We start from the raw sequence: 16,103 nt of genomic DNA, 5'->3' as shown, positions 1-16,103 counted from the left end.
CTGATGCAATGAGGCTTTGATGCTGCCTGAACTGAATGATTTGAACACGTTCCGCGACGCGTTGACCAGCGCTCCGGGGCCGGACATAGCGGCGGCCGATGGCGCGGCTGAACGCAATGGTCAGTTGACCAAACCGCCGGGCGCGCTGGGGCGGCTTGAGGATCTGGCGATCTGGTATGCGGCGTGGCGTGGGGATGCGCGACCGCAGGTTGCGGCCCCTCAGGTCATTGTCTTTGCAAGTAACCACGGGGTCACGGCGCAGGGCGTTTCGGCCTTTCCGCCCGAAGTGACCGTGCAGATGGTTGTGAATTTTGAACATGGCGGCGCGGCGATCAACCAGTTGGCCAAGGCGGCGGGCGCAAAGATGGACGTCCACGCGCTTGATCTGGATCAGCCAACGGCAGATTTCACCCAAGGCCCCGCTATGAGTGAGGCCGAGTTGCTGAGCGCACTGCAAACCGGCTGGCAGGCAGTGGACCCGAAGTCCGACCTGCTGGTGGTCGGCGAGATGGGGATCGGCAACACCACCCCCGCCGCTGCGATTGCCTGCGCCCTGTTCGGAGGCGAGGCCGCCGATTGGACCGGTCGCGGTACAGGGGTCGACGATGCGGGCCTTGCAAACAAGACCCGCGTAGTGGCTGAAGGCGTGGCGCTGCATGGCAGTGAAGACGGGTTGGAGGTTCTGCGCTGCCTCGGCGGGCGCGAGATCGCGGCCATGGCCGGAGCGATGGCGGCGGCCCGCATGTTGCGCATTCCCGTCATTCTGGATGGCTTCATCTGTACCTCTGCCGCAGCCTGTCTGGCGCGCATCTCGCCCTCGGCCTTGGATCATACCATCGCGGGGCACCAAAGCGCAGAAGGCGCTCATGCAGCGATGCTGTCAAAACTGGGCAAGGAACCGCTGCTGAGCCTCGGCCTGCGTCTGGGTGAGGGATCCGGCGGTGCGCTTGCGATCAACATTCTCAAGAGCGCGGTTGCCTGCCACTCGGGCATGGCAACCTTTGCTGAGGCGGGCGTCGCGGACGGGTAACCCAAGCGCTTGACCGGGCAATTGCTTCGGTCAGGCAGAATCCTTTGCGTGCTGTTCCGCCAATTCCAGCAACGCGGTTTCCAGATCCTTCTCTAGCTTTTGCGCGCGTTCGATGTATTTCGTGTTCTCGGACGTGGGCATACCGGGAATCCAAAGCTCGGCCAAATCGCGTACGGACGTCCGGTCATGGTGATAGAAGGTCTGTTCGGCCTGTGCGGCCTCGTACTCGCTCAGCCCGATATTTTCGAGCACATAGCGGCCCGCGCGCAGAGAGCTGTCGAACATTTCGCGCACGATGTCATTGGCCCCGGCCTGATACAGTTCATACACATGTGTCCGATCATGCGCCCGTGCGATGATATGCAGATCGGGGCGCTGGCGACGGGCGTATCCGACCAAGCGGGTCACCGTCTTTCGATCATCCATCGCAGCGACAAGCACCGAGGCTTTCTCAAGCCCCGCAGCGCGCAATAGTTCCGGCCGGGTCGGGTCACCCAGAAAGCCTTTTACGCCAAAACGACGCATCAGCTGAATCGTCTCGATATCGTGGTCCAGAACAACGGTCTTGAAGCCGCTGGCCCGGACCAACCGATTGACGATCTGACCAAACCGACCGATCCCGGCGATGATCACGGGGCCTTTTTCGTCGATCTCATCGGGTTCCGGCGCGGCGTTCGTGTCGGTCATCTTGCGGGACAGAAGGTCGTAGATGATGAACAGAAGCGGGGTGATCAGCATGGTCAGCGCGATGATCATCAGCAACTTTTGCGACAGGTCCGGCGGGATGACATTCTGCTGCGTCGAAAACGCTAGAAGGACAAAGCCGAACTCACCCGCCTGGGCCAGTCCAAGGGTGAACAGCCAGTGATCCCGGCCCTTCAGTTTGAAGGCTTTGCCGACGAGATAAAGGATGATGCCTTTAACGAGGATGACCAGCAGGGCCAAGCCGATCAGGTCAAACGGGTCGTTGAAGAAATAGCCAACGTTGATCCCCGCTCCGACCGTAATGAAGAACAGCCCCAGAAACAGGCCCTTGAACGGCTCAAGGTCGCTTTCCATTTCGTGGCGGAATTCCGAGCTGGCCAAAACCACACCCGCCAGAAACGCACCCAGAGCCGGCGACAGGCCCACCAGTGTCATCAGGAACGAAATCCCGACCACGATCATCAGCGCCAGCGCGGTATACATCTCGCGCAGGCGGGTTGCGTGAATGAACCGAAACAGCGGCCGGGTCAGGTAGACGCCCGCCAGAATGACAAAGGCAATTGCGCCGATGGTGACCAGAGTGACAGCCCAGCCCGGCAGCCCTTCGACCAGAGACAGGCTATGATGCCCGGCGTCATGCAGATGCTCCGCGCCGCGGTCGATGGAGCCGTCCGCCTCGATATGCGGCATGGCAGGCAGTGCGAGCAGCGGCAGCAGGGCCAGAATCGGGATGACGGCAATGTCCTGCGTCAGCAGAACTGAGAACGTCGCGCGGCCTCCGTTCGTTTGCATCAAGCCCTTTTCAGACAGGGTTTGCAGCACAATCGCGGTCGAGGACAAACACAGAGTTAAGCCGACCGCCAGTGCGACGGACCACGGGTGGTTCGCGTACATTGCGACACCGGCAATAACGGCGGTGGACAACAAAACCTGAAGCCCGCCAAGACCCAACAGCTTATCTCGCATATCCCACAGGGCGCGCGGCTCCAGTTCGAGCCCGATGAGGAACAGCATCATGACAACGCCGAACTCGGCGACATGCTGCAGGTCTTCGGTCTCGGCGCCGACAAGCCCGAGGACGGGGCCGATGATCAGGCCAGCCGCCAGGTATCCGAGAACCGACCCAAGGCCCAACCGCGCCGACAGGGGCACGGCAATCACGGCTGCAGCCAGATAAATAGAAGCCTGGTATAGGAAATCGTCCATCTATGTCCTCATTGCCCGCTCAGGTTGGCAGGGGTGCGTCGCGTTTAAGTTGGTCCATCACGATCTGACTTTGTACCCGTGCCACTGCAGGATGCGGCAGGATCACCTCGTGAAGCAAGCTGTTGAGCGCAGAAAGATCGTCACAATAGACGTGAAGCAAGTAGTCTGCCTCGCCCGTCATCGTCCAGGCACTTGTGATCTCGGGTTGGGTGTTAACCATCCGGGCAAAGCTGGCGGATTGATCGGGGCCGTGTGTGCCAAGATGGACCTGAACGAAGCCCTGAACCTGCAAGCCGAGTTTCAACGGATCCAGCCGGGCCGCGTAGCCGGTGATATAGCCCTCGGCCTCAAGGCGCTGACGGCGGCGGCCTGCCTGGCTGGGGGAGAGGTTCAGCAGCTCACCCAATTGATGCGCGGTCAGATGCGCGTCCTTTTGAAGCGCTGAGAGCAGGCGTGTATCGGTTGCATCAAGCATATGCGGCAAGATCTCAAATTTTAGGTCATCCATGCGCAGTTTGCGCACACTTCAATAGTTTACATGAAAACAATGCGCGGAAACAGCACTGCTTAAGGCGTATTTTGGAATCAGCAAAGAAATTCCTGTTTTCGAAGGAGACGCGCCATGGGTCCTTTCCCGCATAACGCCCCGAAATCTGTCATCAGTCCCGAAAACCCCGCAGGTACCGACGGGTTTGAGTTTGTCGAGTTCGCGCACCCTGAACCGCAGGAGCTGCGTGATCTGTTCGCCAAAATGGGCTTCGATCTGGTGGCTCGCCACAAAACCAAACCACTGGTCGAGCTGTGGCAGCAGGGCGATGTCACATATATCCTGAACGCGGACCCCGAAAGCTTTGCCGACAAGTTCGTCGCGGAACACGGGCCTTGCGCACCTTCGATGGGCTGGCGCGTTGTGGACGCGCAGAAAGCCCACGACCATGCCGTCTCAAAAGGGGCAGAGCCGTATGATGGCGCGGATAAGACGATGAATGCCCCGGCCATCAAGGGGATTGGGGGATCGCTGATCTACTTCATTGACCAGTATTACGATACCTCGCCCTACAATGAGGAATTCGCGTGGATCAAAGAATCGAAGCCGCGCGGCGAGGGGTTCTATTATCTCGATCACCTCACCCACAATGTCTACCGGGGCAATATGGACAAGTGGTTCAAGTTTTATGGCGACCTGTTCAACTTCCGTGAAATCCGGTTCTTTGACATCCAGGGCAAGTTCACCGGTCTCTATAGCCGCGCGCTGACATCGCCCTGTGGCCGCATCCGTATCCCGATCAACGAGGATCGGGGCGAAACTGGCCAGATCGTCTCTTACCTGAAAAAGTACAAGGGCGAGGGCATTCAGCATATCGCGGTGGGCAGCGAGGACATCTATGCCTCGACCGACGCCATTGCCGAGAACGGGTTGAAGTTCATGCCTGGTCCAAACCAGTCCTATTATGACATGTCGAAAGACCGTGTAACGGACCACGATGAGCCGCTGGATCGGATGATGAAGCACGGCATTCTGATCGACGGTGAAGGCGTTGTGGACGGGGGAGAGACACGGATTCTGCTGCAAATCTTCTCAAAAACCGTGATCGGCCCGATTTTCTTCGAGTTCATCCAGCGCAAAGGTGATGATGGCTTCGGTGAGGGTAACTTCCAGGCCCTCTTCGAATCTATCGAACGCGAACAAATCGCAAGCGGAGAGATTTCGGCGGCCTAAGCAGCGCCAAATACCAGCCAGGTCCAGGTTACACCTGCGCGCTGGTTGGCCGGTTGTATCGAGTCGATTCGGGACCTGTGGTGCACCTGCAGGCCCGAACCTGCCGCTTGATCAACTATGGCGTCGTCCGAAATCACATAACCGGGTCGGTCAGACGGGCAGGGGCCATGTCTGAGTGACAAAATCATCCGCCCTTGCGGCCGCAGCCGTTTAGACAGTACGCGGATAGCCAAGTGTTGGTCACGCGGAGGCAGGTGATGCAGGACTCCTATGACCAGAATGGTGTCGAACGCGGTGTCGTCTGGCAGAGCGCTTAGTCTAGGCAGGCAAGCATCAAGCCATTTAGCGGATTGGGCACCGTCACCGCGCACCGCGTGGTTTCGAAATGCATCGACTGGCTCGATCGCCGTCACGACGCAGCCGCGTATGGCCAGCCAACGCGCCACCGTTCCAGTGCCAGCGCCCACATCCAGAACGCTCGCCCCGGTATCGGGCACGTGATCCAAAACGGGGCGCAGGACTTCGGTAGGAGAAAGGCCGTCATAGGCCGGGATCAACCGGTGGGCTGCGTGCTCGTACCCAGCTTTGACAGTCTGAAAATACGGGTCGTCCTCAGCCACGCGGCATTTTCAAAGTCAGGTTGCGGCCCTTCTTCTGATACCGCAATTCGCTGTCGCTGATGGCGATTACCTTGCCGCCGTCAATCCGGTCTCCGATCTTGAGCTTTTTGTACCGACCACTCGGAAGCCGCACGAGGGCACGGCGATTTGCGGGTGTGCCGTAGACGCCGATCAGGTTCAGCTTGCGCAGGTTCAGGGCATTGTCGATTGTGGCCTGTCGTGCGACCGAGGCTGTTGTCGGGATTTTCGGAGCCACGGATTTCGGCTGGAATGACCCGGCCTCGTCGTTGCTGGACGCTACTGCGGCGGTTGATCCCAGATTTGATCCGCTTGCGCTAACCGACGCCACGGCCCGCGCGGGCCGTAGTTTGGGGCGAGGGACGCGAACAACGGCCAAGGCGGTGGGTGTGTAATCGATCTCGGGCTGTACCTGTAGGCTTTCAGGCCGCAATTTGGGCCTTACGACAGCAAGCTCTTCAAGACTGCGCCCGCCCAATTGCGTGCGTTCGAAATTCTCGACCAGATTGCCGGGGCGGGGCCGGGGTCGGAGTTCGGCCAGCCTCTGGTTCACCTCATCGACCACTGGTTCTTCCTCAAACCGCACCGGTACTTCGGGCGGGACTTTTGATGGGCGACCCAAATAGACTACGATACCTTCGGGCGACAGCGCGCCTTCTGCGGTCGGTACGACCAAGCCGCGTTCGTCCAGTTCGTATTGCGCGCCTGCGATTGCGGGGCCGGGGATGCGTTCAAAGGCGGCATCCGTGTCGAAACTGCCTTGATCGGGCAGGGCAATCGCGTCGCTGGACAGATCCGGGTTGTGAATGGATGCGAGGTAGAGGTCATCTTCGGAAATCAATGCCGGGGTAATCGGCGCTTCGGGGGCCTCCACTAGGGTGCCCGCGACCTCTTCGATGTCGCTTTGTGCTTCGGGGTCCTGTGCAATCTGTTCTACAGGCGTCGGCGCGACTTTCAGCGCTTCGAGAATGGCCGCATCTGTCGGGGACAATTCTGGCTGGGCTTCAGGTTCTGGCGCTTCTTCCGCTGCCGGTGCCGCCGCGATTTCGGTTTCAGGCTCTGGATCCGTCTCAGGCGGTGAAGTGTCATGAGTCTGTGGTGCAGACAGTTCGGCCGTATCGTTTTCGGTAGACGTGTCGTTGTCTGGGTCTGCCCCGATCAGAGACCACCCCCAAACACCAACCCCAACACATAGCAGCGCGGCAATCGCAGGAATCGCCCAACGTTGCCCTTTGTTCGATGTGGGAGGTAACGCGATTGCAGTCGCAGCAGGTTCAGGAGAGCGGAACGCCGTAGGCGCCGCGTCATCCGCTATGGCGTGAACCGGGGGTCTTTCTAGCTCGGGTTCGGGCGAAGGCGCAGCGACCTGCGGCTCGCTGGTCAGGTCAAATGCAGGTTCGCGCGGAAATTCGGCCTCAGTCGTGGCTGCACTATAGGTGACCGGCAGGAACCCGTGCTGCGCGGCAAAGGCCTGCGCTTCATCCAGCGTCTCGCGCGCGACGGCGGCGACAAAGGTGGTCGACCCCTCGGTTGCGCTGTCGTAGGACAGATCGGCCAATTCATACGGAGTTGCCTCGGCGACCGCGGCTTGAACTTCGGACGCGATCTGATCTTCGCTTTGACCCTCGGTGGGCAGGGCAAGATACCGTACCTGATCTGCGGGCAGCACCAGTTTGCAGCTGAGGTCGTTTTCCAGTGCAAACGCTTTGTCGTGCAGGGCTTTGATCTGGTCACTCAGATCAGGGGCCGACAAAGGCACTTCGCCAATGTCGTACCATTCACCATCCGAATGGTGTTGAAGGGAAATTCCGGTCGCAGAAAAGGTCAGCGCAAAAGCGGGTTTCATAATCCGGAGGAACCACAGTTAACCATATCAACGCAAATACCTTTGTATTCGCAGGGTGATACTAAAGCAGGAACCCGCCGAGGGAAAGAAAAAGCCGGGACTTCCCCTTGTGCGTGTATGCCCTTCGGACCCATGTTGAGACAGAGTAAGTTGGAGGGATCACCTTGAAGACATTCGCTTTTCTGGCCGCGATGATGGCCGCAACCACCGTCGGGCTGGCACATGCGGAAGAACGTCGCATCAACGTGGATGCCACCGGAACCGTTCAGGTTGCCCCCGATATGGCGACGATCACCTTGGGTGTGACACATCAAAACCCCGAGGCCTCAGAAGCCATGAAAGCCACCTCGGACGCTGTGGCACAGGTGCTAGCGCGGTTGGCTGACATGGGCATCGAAGAGCGGGATTTGCAGACCCGCGACCTGTCTTTGTCGCCGATCTGGTCGAATCGGAATCAGCAAAACGGGGAACCGCCCGAGATCACCGGATTTGTCGCCTCGAACCGGGTGTTCGTGCGGGTGCGTGATCTGACGCAACTGGGTGAGGTCATGGATGCGGTCATTCAGGACGGGGCCAACGATTTCAGCGGGTTGAGTTTTGGTCTGCAAGACCCTGAACCGATTGAGGTTCAGGCCCGTGCAAAAGCTGTGAGCGAAGCAACCGCAAAGGCCGAGCAACTTGCCCAGGCTGCCAATGTCGCGTTGGGGCCAGTTCAGACAATCTCGGAACGTGGGGGCGGTGTGCGCCCGATGGCAGAGATGCGAACGATGGCCATGGCCGACACGGGCGGAGTGCCTGTGGCTGGCGGAGAGATCTCGGTTTCTGTCAGTGTCTCGATGGAGTTCGAGATTTCAGAATAGGCTCACGCACTTGCGCGGGCCATCAGCGGTTTTCGTTGCTGGCCCGCTTCGTCAAAATTCTCCGGGGACAACCAGTCCTCAAACGCATCTCGAATACGTGGCCATTCGCTGTCGAGGATCGAATACCAGGCCGTATCGCGATTGCGGCCCTTGTAGTGGGTCGCTTGGCGGAACGTGCCCTCATAGGTGAAGCCCAACCTTTGGGCCGCATTGCAAGATGGCGCATTCAGCGCGTCGCATTTCCATTCATAGCGACGGTAGCCCAGCTCATCGAACACACGGCGCATCATCAGATACATGACCTCGGTCGATTGTGGCTTGCGCTGCAGTAGGGGCGAGAAGTGGATATGCCCGACCTCGATCACGCCAGCGGCCGGTTCGATCCTGAGGTATGACGCCATACCTACGGGTACGTTGTTGGCATCCAGAACCGTGTGAAACATCGGGTCTGCGTCCATGCAGTTCGTGCGAGCCCAGGTTTCGAACTCCTGCTCAGATCCAAACGGCCCATAGGGCAGGTAGGTCCAGTTCCGGTGATCCGCGTCATTGGCAAACGCCCGGAACAATCCGGGCGCATGTCTGTTCACATCGAGCGGCACAACCAAGCAATACTGGCCCTCCATCGGGGTATAAGGCGGCGTGGGGCGCGGGAAGTCGCCCGTGACCGGCCGTCCGATGGGTTGGCCAAGTGCGTTAGTGTTGTGTCCGCTCATGGCTTTTATGCGCTGGCTTTGGCCAAAGCCTGATCCAAATCGGCGATCAGGTCGTTAGCATCCTCGATCCCGATCGAGACGCGTACGACGTTGGGGCCCGCGCCTGCGGCCTCTTGCTGTTCGGGGGTCAATTGGCGGTGCGTGGTCGAGGCCGAGTGGATAATCAGCGACCGCGCATCGCCGAGGTTGGCAACGTGGCTGAAGATCTCCAATGCGTTCACCAGTTTGATGCAGGCGTCATAACCACCCTTGACCGCAAAGGTGAACAGGGCACCGGCACCGCGCGGATACTGCGCCTTTACCCTGTCGTGATAAGGTGACGAAGGCAGGCCCGCATAGGTCACGTAGTCGACCCGGTTATCCGCCTCGAGCCAGGCGGCGATCTTCTGGGCGTTCTCGACGTGGCGCTCCATCCGCAGCGACAGCGTCTCGATCCCCATCAGCGTGTAATGTGCCGCCTGCGGGTTCATCGTCATGCCCAGATCGCGCAGGCCGATGGCGATGCCGTGGAAGGTGAAGGCCAGCGGGCCAAAGGTCTCATGGAACTTCAACCCGTGATAGGCCTGCTCGGGCTGGCTGAGTGAAGGGAATTTGTCATTCGCCGACCAGTCGAACTTGCCCGAATCCACGATGCAGCCACCGGTGACGGTGCCATTGCCGGTCAGGTATTTGGTGGTCGAATGCACAACCAGAGTCGCGCCGTGTTCAATCGGGCGGCACAGGTAAGGCGTGGCTGAGGTGTTATCGACGATCAGCGGAATGCCTGCGCCGTCCGCGACATCCGCCAGCGACCGAATATCGGTGACATAGCCGCCGGGGTTGGCGATGGATTCGCAGAATACCGCGCGGGTGTTTTCGTCGATGGCGGCCTTTACGGCCTCCAGATCATCAGTGTCGACAAACTTGGCCGACCAGCCGAAGCGCTTGATGGTCTGGCTGAACTGCGTGACCGTGCCGCCATACAGACGGGTCGATGCGACCACGTTGCAACCAGGTCCCATCAGCGGGAACAGCGCCATGATCTGCGCCGCGTGTCCCGAGGAACAGCACACCGCGCCAACGCCACCTTCCAGCGTCGCGACGCGTTCCTGCAGAACGGCGACGGTCGGATTGGTCAGGCGCGAATAGATAAAGCCCACTTCCTGCAGGTTAAACAAAGCCGCCGCGTGGTCCGCATCGCGAAAGACATAAGCCGTCGTTTGATAGATGGGAGTCTGGCGCGCGCCGGTTGCGGGATCGGGGCGTGCGCCCGCGTGTATCTGCAGAGTGTCGAAACCGTAGGTAGGGCCGTCAGACATCGTGAAAATCTCCTGTTGGAATGTGCGTTGGCGAATCTGTAGGCTATTGCAGGCCCTTGCACAACGATCCTATGGGCGATCCTGTCAGCGCAGCCAGAGACCTTTGGCCTTGATCGCCTTGCGGATGGCCTGTTCGCGCCCGGGCAGGGCGTTTTGGTCGAACATCTCGCGGATTTTGTGGCCTTTGCCTTGAAAAATCAGCCTCTTCATCGGGTCATAGGCCTTGAGGACTTTCTTGACTTTGTTGGGGGCTGAGACGGTCTCGAGCACCTCAATCACGCGGTCACTCTCACGGGCGTAAAGCAGCGGAAACAGGCGATAGTGACAACTGACCGACCCATCAAGAAGCCCGTCCGGCAAGGCATCGCGCCCGCCACCGAATGAGTGGATCACCAGCGGCAGGGCAGCCTGATCCAGCCAGGGATCAAGGTTCTGCCCGGTGAGTTCGGGGATCTCTTCGTCGCGAATGGTTTGCGCGTAGTCCAAGAACCGCTCGCCGAATTGGCGCGGGCATTTGTAGAAGAAATAGCCTGCGTTGAAATACAGAAACCGTTTCCAGTGCTCCTTGGGCTGGCTGTCATCAATCGAGCTGTCGAAATCCAGACCAAAGCGGCGATAGAGCGCGCTCCATATTCCCTCGAACCCGGGCCCATAGAGGGTGGGTTTCGGCCAGGTCCCATCAACCTTGAGCGAGGCGCCCGGACGGTCGAAATCAAACGGGACCGAATTCAAATCGCCCGTGATCAGCGTATCGCTGTCGAAGAAGACAAACGGTTCCCCTTCGGGCAGGGCAAGCAGGGCCTCGATCTTGTTGCCATGCGGATAGCTCTCGCCGAAGACATGGTTGTCAAAGGGCAGGATCTCGGCGTCCAGCTGAAACAGCGCCTTGCGCACGTCTTCGTTCTGGATGCTGGGGTTCTGGCTCCAACGGGGGCCGGGGTTTGGCGTGGCGACATACAGCTTGCCGTCAAAACCGGGGGAACAGTGGCGCAGCGAGGCGGCGAACAGAAGGGCCTCATATTGCAGACGGTTATTTTGCCCGATGACGACAATGTTGAATTTCTGCGAAGCCATTCGTGCCTGTTCCTGTCGCCCGTTTTCTTTGGGATTACAGCAAGCCGCAGAGGGCGTCAAAACTGTTGGATTGATTTTCGCGTTCTCCATCCCATCTCATGCAGGAAACTCAAAGCAGGAGGCCGCCATGAGGATCAACGCGGATTTCACCAAACGCGCTGCGGTGCACTTTGCTCAGACCGAGTGGGTGCAATCGCCAGCGGCAGGGGTCGAGCGCAAGATGCTGGACCGGATCGGTGAGGAAGTCGCCCGCGCCACTACGATCGTGCGTTTCGCCCCCGGCAGTGCCTTCGCGGCCCATACCCACGATGGCGGTGAGGAGTATCTGGTTCTGGATGGCGTCTTTCAGGACGAAACCGGAGATTTTCCGGTGGGCAGCTATGTTCGCAACCCTCCGACCTCGTCCCATACCCCTACGGCGGCTGATGGGGCGACCATTCTGGTCAAGCTGCATCAATTCGATCCGTCTGACCGGACCGAGGTTAAACGCTCGATCAACGGGCAGGGCGATCTGCGCTTGTTCAAGGATGAGCATGAGGATGTGCGCATCGCGCAATGGGCCGCGAGTGAGACCATTGATCTGAGCGCAGAAGGTGGGCTTGAGGTGTTTGTCATCACCGGCAGCTTTGATGAAGGCGGTGAATCATTCGCCGCGTGGGACTGGCTACGCCTGCCGCCCGGATCGCAGTCAAAGGCCGTTGCGGGGCCGGATGGCGCGCGGGTTTGGATGAAATCCGGGCATTTGACGGGCATGATCTGACCCGATCCCGCATCAATTTTGAGCAAAATTACGGAAATCCGGGTCAAAAGCCCGGATTTTTCATTTTTTGACCGAATGATAAAATTTACCAATTGATAAAAAATCAGATTGTGGCAAGCTGAGTCTCACAACAAACATATCTACAGGGAGTAGAGTGATGGCACAGGGCCAGATGGCACCCGGGATTGTCCCAGGGCGGCTTTCCAGCGATGAGCTGACCTCGAATTTCACCGATCTGCATCCGCCTTTGGCCCCGCATGAGGCCGCCGTAGCGGCAGATCGCTGTTATTTCTGCTATGACGCGCCGTGTGTGACGGCCTGTCCGACGGATATCGATATTCCGTTGTTCATTCGCCAGATCCAGGCCGGTCAGCCGCAAGCAGCCGGTCGCACGATTCTCGAGCAAAACATTCTAGGTGGCATGTGCGCCCGCGTTTGTCCGACCGAGACTTTGTGCGAGGAAGCTTGTGTTCGCGAAGCCGCCGAAGGCAAACCGGTCGAGATCGGTCGCTTGCAGCGCTATTCGACTGACACCGTTATGGAAGCGGGCGATCACCCCTTCGAACGCGCCGCGCCTACCGGCAAAACGGTTGCCGTGATTGGGGCAGGGCCAGCTGGTCTTGCCTGTGCGCACCGTCTGGCGATGTTGGGTCATGACGTGGTAATTCACGAGTCCAAGCCGAAACCCGGCGGTCTGAACGAATACGGGATTGCAGCCTACAAATCGACCAATGACTTCGCTCAGGCCGAAGTGGATTGGCTTTTGAAAATCGGTGGCATTGCAATCGAGACGGGCTCGGTTCTGGGCGATACGATTTCGCTGGACGGGTTGGTCGAGAACTATGATGCCGTGTTCCTGTCGATTGGTCTGGCGGGTGTGAACGCGCTGCGTGCGCAAGGCACCGAAAAGGACGGTGTGCGGGCTGCTGTGGATTTCATTTCGGATGTGCGTCAGGCGGAAGATCTGGCCCACTTGCCGGTCGGGCGGAATGTGGTCGTGATCGGCGGAGGCATGACAGCGGTAGACGCCGCTGTGAAGTCAAAACTGTTGGGCGCTGAGCATGTCACGATTGCCTATCGCCGAGGGCGCGATGCGATGGGTGCTAGCCGGTATGAACAAGACCTCGCCGCCTCGCACGGGGTGCGGATTCTGACGAATGTGCAGCCGGTCGCCGTCTACGGCAATGGATCGGCGGTCGATATCGAACTGGAATACACGACCACTCGGGACGGTAGGCTTGAAGGGACGGGTGAGATGATCCGGCTTCCGGCTGATCAGGTCCTCAAGGCCATCGGTCAGACCTTGGAAGGCGCGCCTGAAGGACTGGCGCTGGACGGTAACAAGATCGCCGTCACCGGGGCAGGGCAAACCTCGCTGGACGGTGTCTGGGCGGGAGGTGACTGCGCCGCAGGCGGCGAGGATCTGACCGTGACAGCCGTGGCCGAAGGCCGAGATGCGGCGATGGACATCCACGCAACGCTCGTTTCGTGATAAGGTGGGGTATTCACCCCATTTTTATTGCTGCTGAGGTATAGTCATGTCCCAGATCGAACAAGCTGTTGCCCAACACTACACAACCGGTGCCCTAACCGAACGCGTCCGCGCGGCGCTTGAGGCCAGTGGTATTGACCCGGATGCAGCCACTGTCGCCGACCTCAAGGCCGGGGACGAGTTTCATACGGGTGGTGTGAAGGCGACCGACAACCTGTTCGCCCAGCTCTCGCCCACCCACGCAACGCGTGTGCTGGACGTTGGCTGCGGTATCGGCGGGACATCGCGCTATATTGTGGATCGGTATGACTCGACGGTCACAGGGGTCGACCTGACGCCTGAGTTTGTCGAGACGGCCAAGACGCTTAGTGATCTTGTCGGCCATTCCGACAAGTCAGAGTTTCTGGTCGGCAGCGCCCTCGACATGCCGGTTCCCGATGCTGGGTTCGATCTGGCCGTGATGTTTCATGTTGGCATGAACATCGAAGACAAGGCGGGATTGTTCGCCGAAGTCTCTCGGGCTCTGGCGACAGGCGGTACTTTTGCCTTGTTCGACGTGATGGGCGGTGAGGCGGCTGAACCGTTGGCGTTTCCTCTGCCATGGTCCACCGTGGCCGAGACGTCCTTTGTCCACGCACCCGATGTCTACCGAGATGCCGCAAGTTCTGCGGGCCTGGAGCTGGTGACTGAGACGGATCGTACCGAGTTCGCGCTAGCTTTCTTTGAGGAAGCCTTTGCGCGTATGGCCGAAAGCGGCCCGCCCGCGTTGGGTATCCATCTGATGATGGGCGAGACGGCACCTGAGAAGTTCCAAAACTACGTAACAAACCTAAAGGCCGGGCGCATTCGCCCGACTGAGATGATATTCAAAAAAACCGGCTGAGCCGGGAAGGGAGAAGCCATGGCCGATCTGACGACAAACTTTCTGGGCATTTCCAGCCCCAACCCCTATTGGCTGGCCTCTGCGCCGCCGACGGACAAGGAATACAATGTCCGCCGCGCGTTCGAGGCAGGATGGGGCGGCGTTGTCTGGAAAACACTGGGGGCCGAAGGCCCTCCGGTCGTGAATGTGAACGGGCCGCGCTACGGCGCGATCTATGGTGCGGATCGGCGGCTGCTGGGTCTCAACAACATCGAGCTGATCACCGACCGCCCGCTGGAGGTGAACCTTGAGGAAATGGCGCGGGTCAAGGCGGACTATCCGGATCGCGCGCTGATCGCCTCGATCATGGTGCCCTGCGAGGAGGAGGCGTGGAAAGCCATCCTGCCGCGCGTCGCCGAGACAGGTGCGGACGGGATCGAACTGAACTTCGGCTGCCCGCATGGCATGAGCGAACGCGGCATGGGGTCTGCCGTGGGCCAGGTGCCGGAATATATCGAGATGGTGACCCGTTGGTGCAAGACATACTATGACCGCCCGGTCATCGTGAAGCTGACGCCGAACATCACCGATATCCGCAAACCTGCGGCAGCAGCACGGAATGGTGGCGCAGATGCGGTGTCGCTGATCAACACGATCAACTCGATCACCAGCGTCAATCTGGACACGTTCAGCCCCGAGCCCTCGATTGATGGCAAAGGCAGCCACGGCGGCTATTGCGGCCCGGCGGTCAAACCGATTGCCCTGTCGATGGTGTCCGAAATCGCGCGGGCCGAAGCCACTCATGGTATGCCCATCTCTGGCATTGGTGGCGTAACCACCTGGCGTGACGCGGCCGAGTTTATCTCGCTGGGTTGTGGCAATGTGCAAGTGTGTACCGCTGCGATGACCTACGGCTTCAAGATCATTGATGAGCTGACGGCGGGTCTGTCCGAATGGATGGATGAGAAAGGCTATACCAGCGTCGATCAAGTCATTGGTCGGGCGGTGCCGAATGTCACCGACTGGCAGTATCTGAACCTGAACTATGTGGCCAAGGCCAAGATTGACCAGGACCAGTGCATCAAATGCGGTCGGTGCTATGCCGCTTGTGAAGATACCAGCCATCAGGCGATCTCGATGTCTGATGACCGTGTGTTTGAAGTGATGGATGACGAATGTGTTGCCTGTAACCTCTGCGTCGATGTCTGCCCGATCGAAGGCTGCATCACGATGGAGTCTATGGCAGCAGGTGAGGTCGATCCGCGTACAGGCAAAACTGTGCAGCCAGACTATGCCAACTGGACCTCGCATCCGAACAATCCGATGGCGAAAGCTGCGGAGTAAGGGAAACACTCATCCCTAAAAAGCCGGTTCGGTGTTACACTGCCGCTGACAGACAGGATCAAAGGAGAATGTCATGCCAGCGGCACCACCGGGCCGGAACAAGGGCGGCAACAAGGTCACCAAGCTTGACCGTGACACGTCCAAAAAGAACGTTGCCCTGTCCAAGGCCAAGCAACGTGACGCGATGGCCGCAAAGAATTTTCTTCAGCATCAGAAGCAGATCAAACGTGACGTGGACAGTCTTGAGAAGCTGAAACGCTCTCTCGAAGAGATGATGGCCAAGTTGAAGGAAGAGCGTCAGCTGGACCAGCGGTTCCTTGGACAGGTGGTCAAAAAGGTCAAGGCGCTACAGAATTTTGACGCCTACGTTAAGGCCTCGGCCAAGGATCACATGGCTGGGGTGCAGCAGCCGAAAATGTATACCGCGATCGTCAAGGATGCCGGAAAAGTGCCCAAGATCAATACGGTCAAAACCATGGGCGACCTGACCATTCTGATCGCCATGGTGATCGTGCTTTTGCGTCGTATTCTGGCGCTGAAACCTGCGAAATAGCG

At 59.2% G+C, this 16,103-nt stretch carries 15 protein-coding genes; 8 read left to right on the top strand and 7 right to left on the bottom strand.

Annotation, left to right across the window (positions count from 1 at the left end):
* Positions 1-19 precede the first annotated feature (19 nt).
* On the top strand, positions 20-1,030 hold the full coding sequence (cobT, locus tag ACR0J4_RS03055) for a nicotinate-nucleotide--dimethylbenzimidazole phosphoribosyltransferase (RefSeq protein ID WP_170642180.1): 1,011 nt from the start codon (positions 20-22) through the stop codon (positions 1,028-1,030).
* 30 nt (positions 1,031-1,060) lie between these two features.
* Here the strand turns inward: cobT and ACR0J4_RS03050 are convergent, their stop codons facing one another.
* Together ACR0J4_RS03050 and ACR0J4_RS03045 are read right to left on the bottom strand one after the other, a co-directional pair.
* Entirely contained in the window at positions 1,061-2,941 is a 1,881-nt protein-coding gene (locus ACR0J4_RS03050; protein ID WP_170642178.1) for a monovalent cation:proton antiporter-2 (CPA2) family protein, read from the bottom strand.
* A 19-nt stretch (positions 2,942-2,960) separates the two neighbouring features.
* Positions 2,961-3,416 (bottom strand): Lrp/AsnC family transcriptional regulator, encoded by a 456-nt coding sequence (locus tag ACR0J4_RS03045; protein WP_170376867.1) that lies wholly within the window; start codon positions 3,414-3,416, stop codon positions 2,961-2,963.
* A 147-nt stretch (positions 3,417-3,563) separates the two neighbouring features.
* On the opposite strand from ACR0J4_RS03045, the gene hppD reads away from it, so the two are divergent.
* Positions 3,564-4,661, top strand: coding sequence for a 4-hydroxyphenylpyruvate dioxygenase (hppD, locus tag ACR0J4_RS03040; RefSeq protein WP_170642176.1), 1,098 nt, complete (start codon positions 3,564-3,566; stop codon positions 4,659-4,661).
* Here the strand turns inward: hppD and ACR0J4_RS03035 are convergent.
* Entirely contained in the window at positions 4,658-5,281 is a 624-nt protein-coding gene (locus tag ACR0J4_RS03035; RefSeq protein ID WP_170642174.1) for a class I SAM-dependent methyltransferase, read from the bottom strand. The two genes, hppD and ACR0J4_RS03035, sit on opposite strands and share 4 nt — an antisense overlap.
* A complete protein-coding gene (locus ACR0J4_RS03030; RefSeq protein WP_170642172.1) occupies positions 5,274-7,145 on the bottom strand; it encodes a hypothetical protein in 1,872 nt (623 codons plus the stop codon). Before ACR0J4_RS03030 ends, ACR0J4_RS03035 begins: the two co-directional genes overlap by 8 nt.
* Positions 7,146-7,309: 164 nt before the next feature.
* Here ACR0J4_RS03030 and ACR0J4_RS03025 point away from each other — a divergent pair, with 164 nt between their 5' ends.
* Positions 7,310-8,005 carry an SIMPL domain-containing protein gene (locus ACR0J4_RS03025; RefSeq protein ID WP_170642169.1) on the top strand — a complete coding sequence of 232 codons (696 nt, stop codon included), beginning with the start codon at positions 7,310-7,312 and terminating at the stop codon, positions 8,003-8,005.
* Between the two features lie 2 nt (positions 8,006-8,007).
* On the opposite strand, the gene ACR0J4_RS03020 is transcribed toward ACR0J4_RS03025, so the two are convergent.
* The 3 genes from ACR0J4_RS03020 to ACR0J4_RS03010 all read right to left on the bottom strand — a co-directional run bounded on the left by ACR0J4_RS03020 (position 8,008) and on the right by ACR0J4_RS03010 (position 11,090).
* A complete protein-coding gene (locus tag ACR0J4_RS03020; RefSeq protein ID WP_170642167.1) occupies positions 8,008-8,718 on the bottom strand; it encodes a GNAT family N-acetyltransferase in 711 nt (236 codons plus the stop codon).
* Positions 8,719-8,723: 5 nt separating this feature from the next.
* Positions 8,724-10,016 carry an O-acetylhomoserine aminocarboxypropyltransferase/cysteine synthase family protein gene (locus tag ACR0J4_RS03015; RefSeq protein ID WP_170642165.1) on the bottom strand — a complete coding sequence of 431 codons (1,293 nt, stop codon included), beginning with the start codon at positions 10,014-10,016 and terminating at the stop codon, positions 8,724-8,726.
* An 84-nt stretch (positions 10,017-10,100) separates the two neighbouring features.
* On the bottom strand, positions 10,101-11,090 hold the full coding sequence (locus tag ACR0J4_RS03010; protein WP_170376527.1) for a hypothetical protein: 990 nt from the start codon (positions 11,088-11,090) through the stop codon (positions 10,101-10,103).
* Between the two features lie 127 nt (positions 11,091-11,217).
* Here ACR0J4_RS03010 and ACR0J4_RS03005 point away from each other — a divergent pair, with 127 nt between their 5' ends.
* The 5 genes from ACR0J4_RS03005 (at position 11,218) to ACR0J4_RS02985 (ending at position 16,101) form a co-directional block, all read left to right on the top strand.
* Positions 11,218-11,850 carry a cupin domain-containing protein gene (locus ACR0J4_RS03005; protein ID WP_170376530.1) on the top strand — a complete coding sequence of 211 codons (633 nt, stop codon included), beginning with the start codon at positions 11,218-11,220 and terminating at the stop codon, positions 11,848-11,850.
* 157 nt (positions 11,851-12,007) lie between these two features.
* A complete protein-coding gene (locus ACR0J4_RS03000; RefSeq protein ID WP_170642163.1) occupies positions 12,008-13,342 on the top strand; it encodes an NAD(P)-dependent oxidoreductase in 1,335 nt (444 codons plus the stop codon).
* Positions 13,343-13,388: 46 nt separating this feature from the next.
* Positions 13,389-14,225: a methyltransferase domain-containing protein gene (locus ACR0J4_RS02995; RefSeq protein ID WP_170642161.1), complete on the top strand. Its 837-nt coding sequence runs from the start codon at positions 13,389-13,391 to the stop codon at positions 14,223-14,225.
* Between the two features lie 18 nt (positions 14,226-14,243).
* Positions 14,244-15,548, top strand: a complete 1,305-nt coding sequence (gene preA, locus ACR0J4_RS02990; protein ID WP_170642159.1) for an NAD-dependent dihydropyrimidine dehydrogenase subunit PreA — start codon at positions 14,244-14,246, stop codon at positions 15,546-15,548.
* A 73-nt stretch (positions 15,549-15,621) separates the two neighbouring features.
* The gene (locus tag ACR0J4_RS02985; protein WP_170376543.1) at positions 15,622-16,101 is read left to right on the top strand and encodes a hypothetical protein; all 480 of its coding nucleotides are present in this window, start codon (positions 15,622-15,624) and stop codon (positions 16,099-16,101) included.
* Positions 16,102-16,103 lie beyond the last annotated feature (2 nt).

It is taken from the genome of Ruegeria sp. B10, assembly GCF_056539825.1.
Note: the sequence above shows the minus strand (reverse complement) of the source record. Positions and strands in the feature narration are given on the sequence as shown.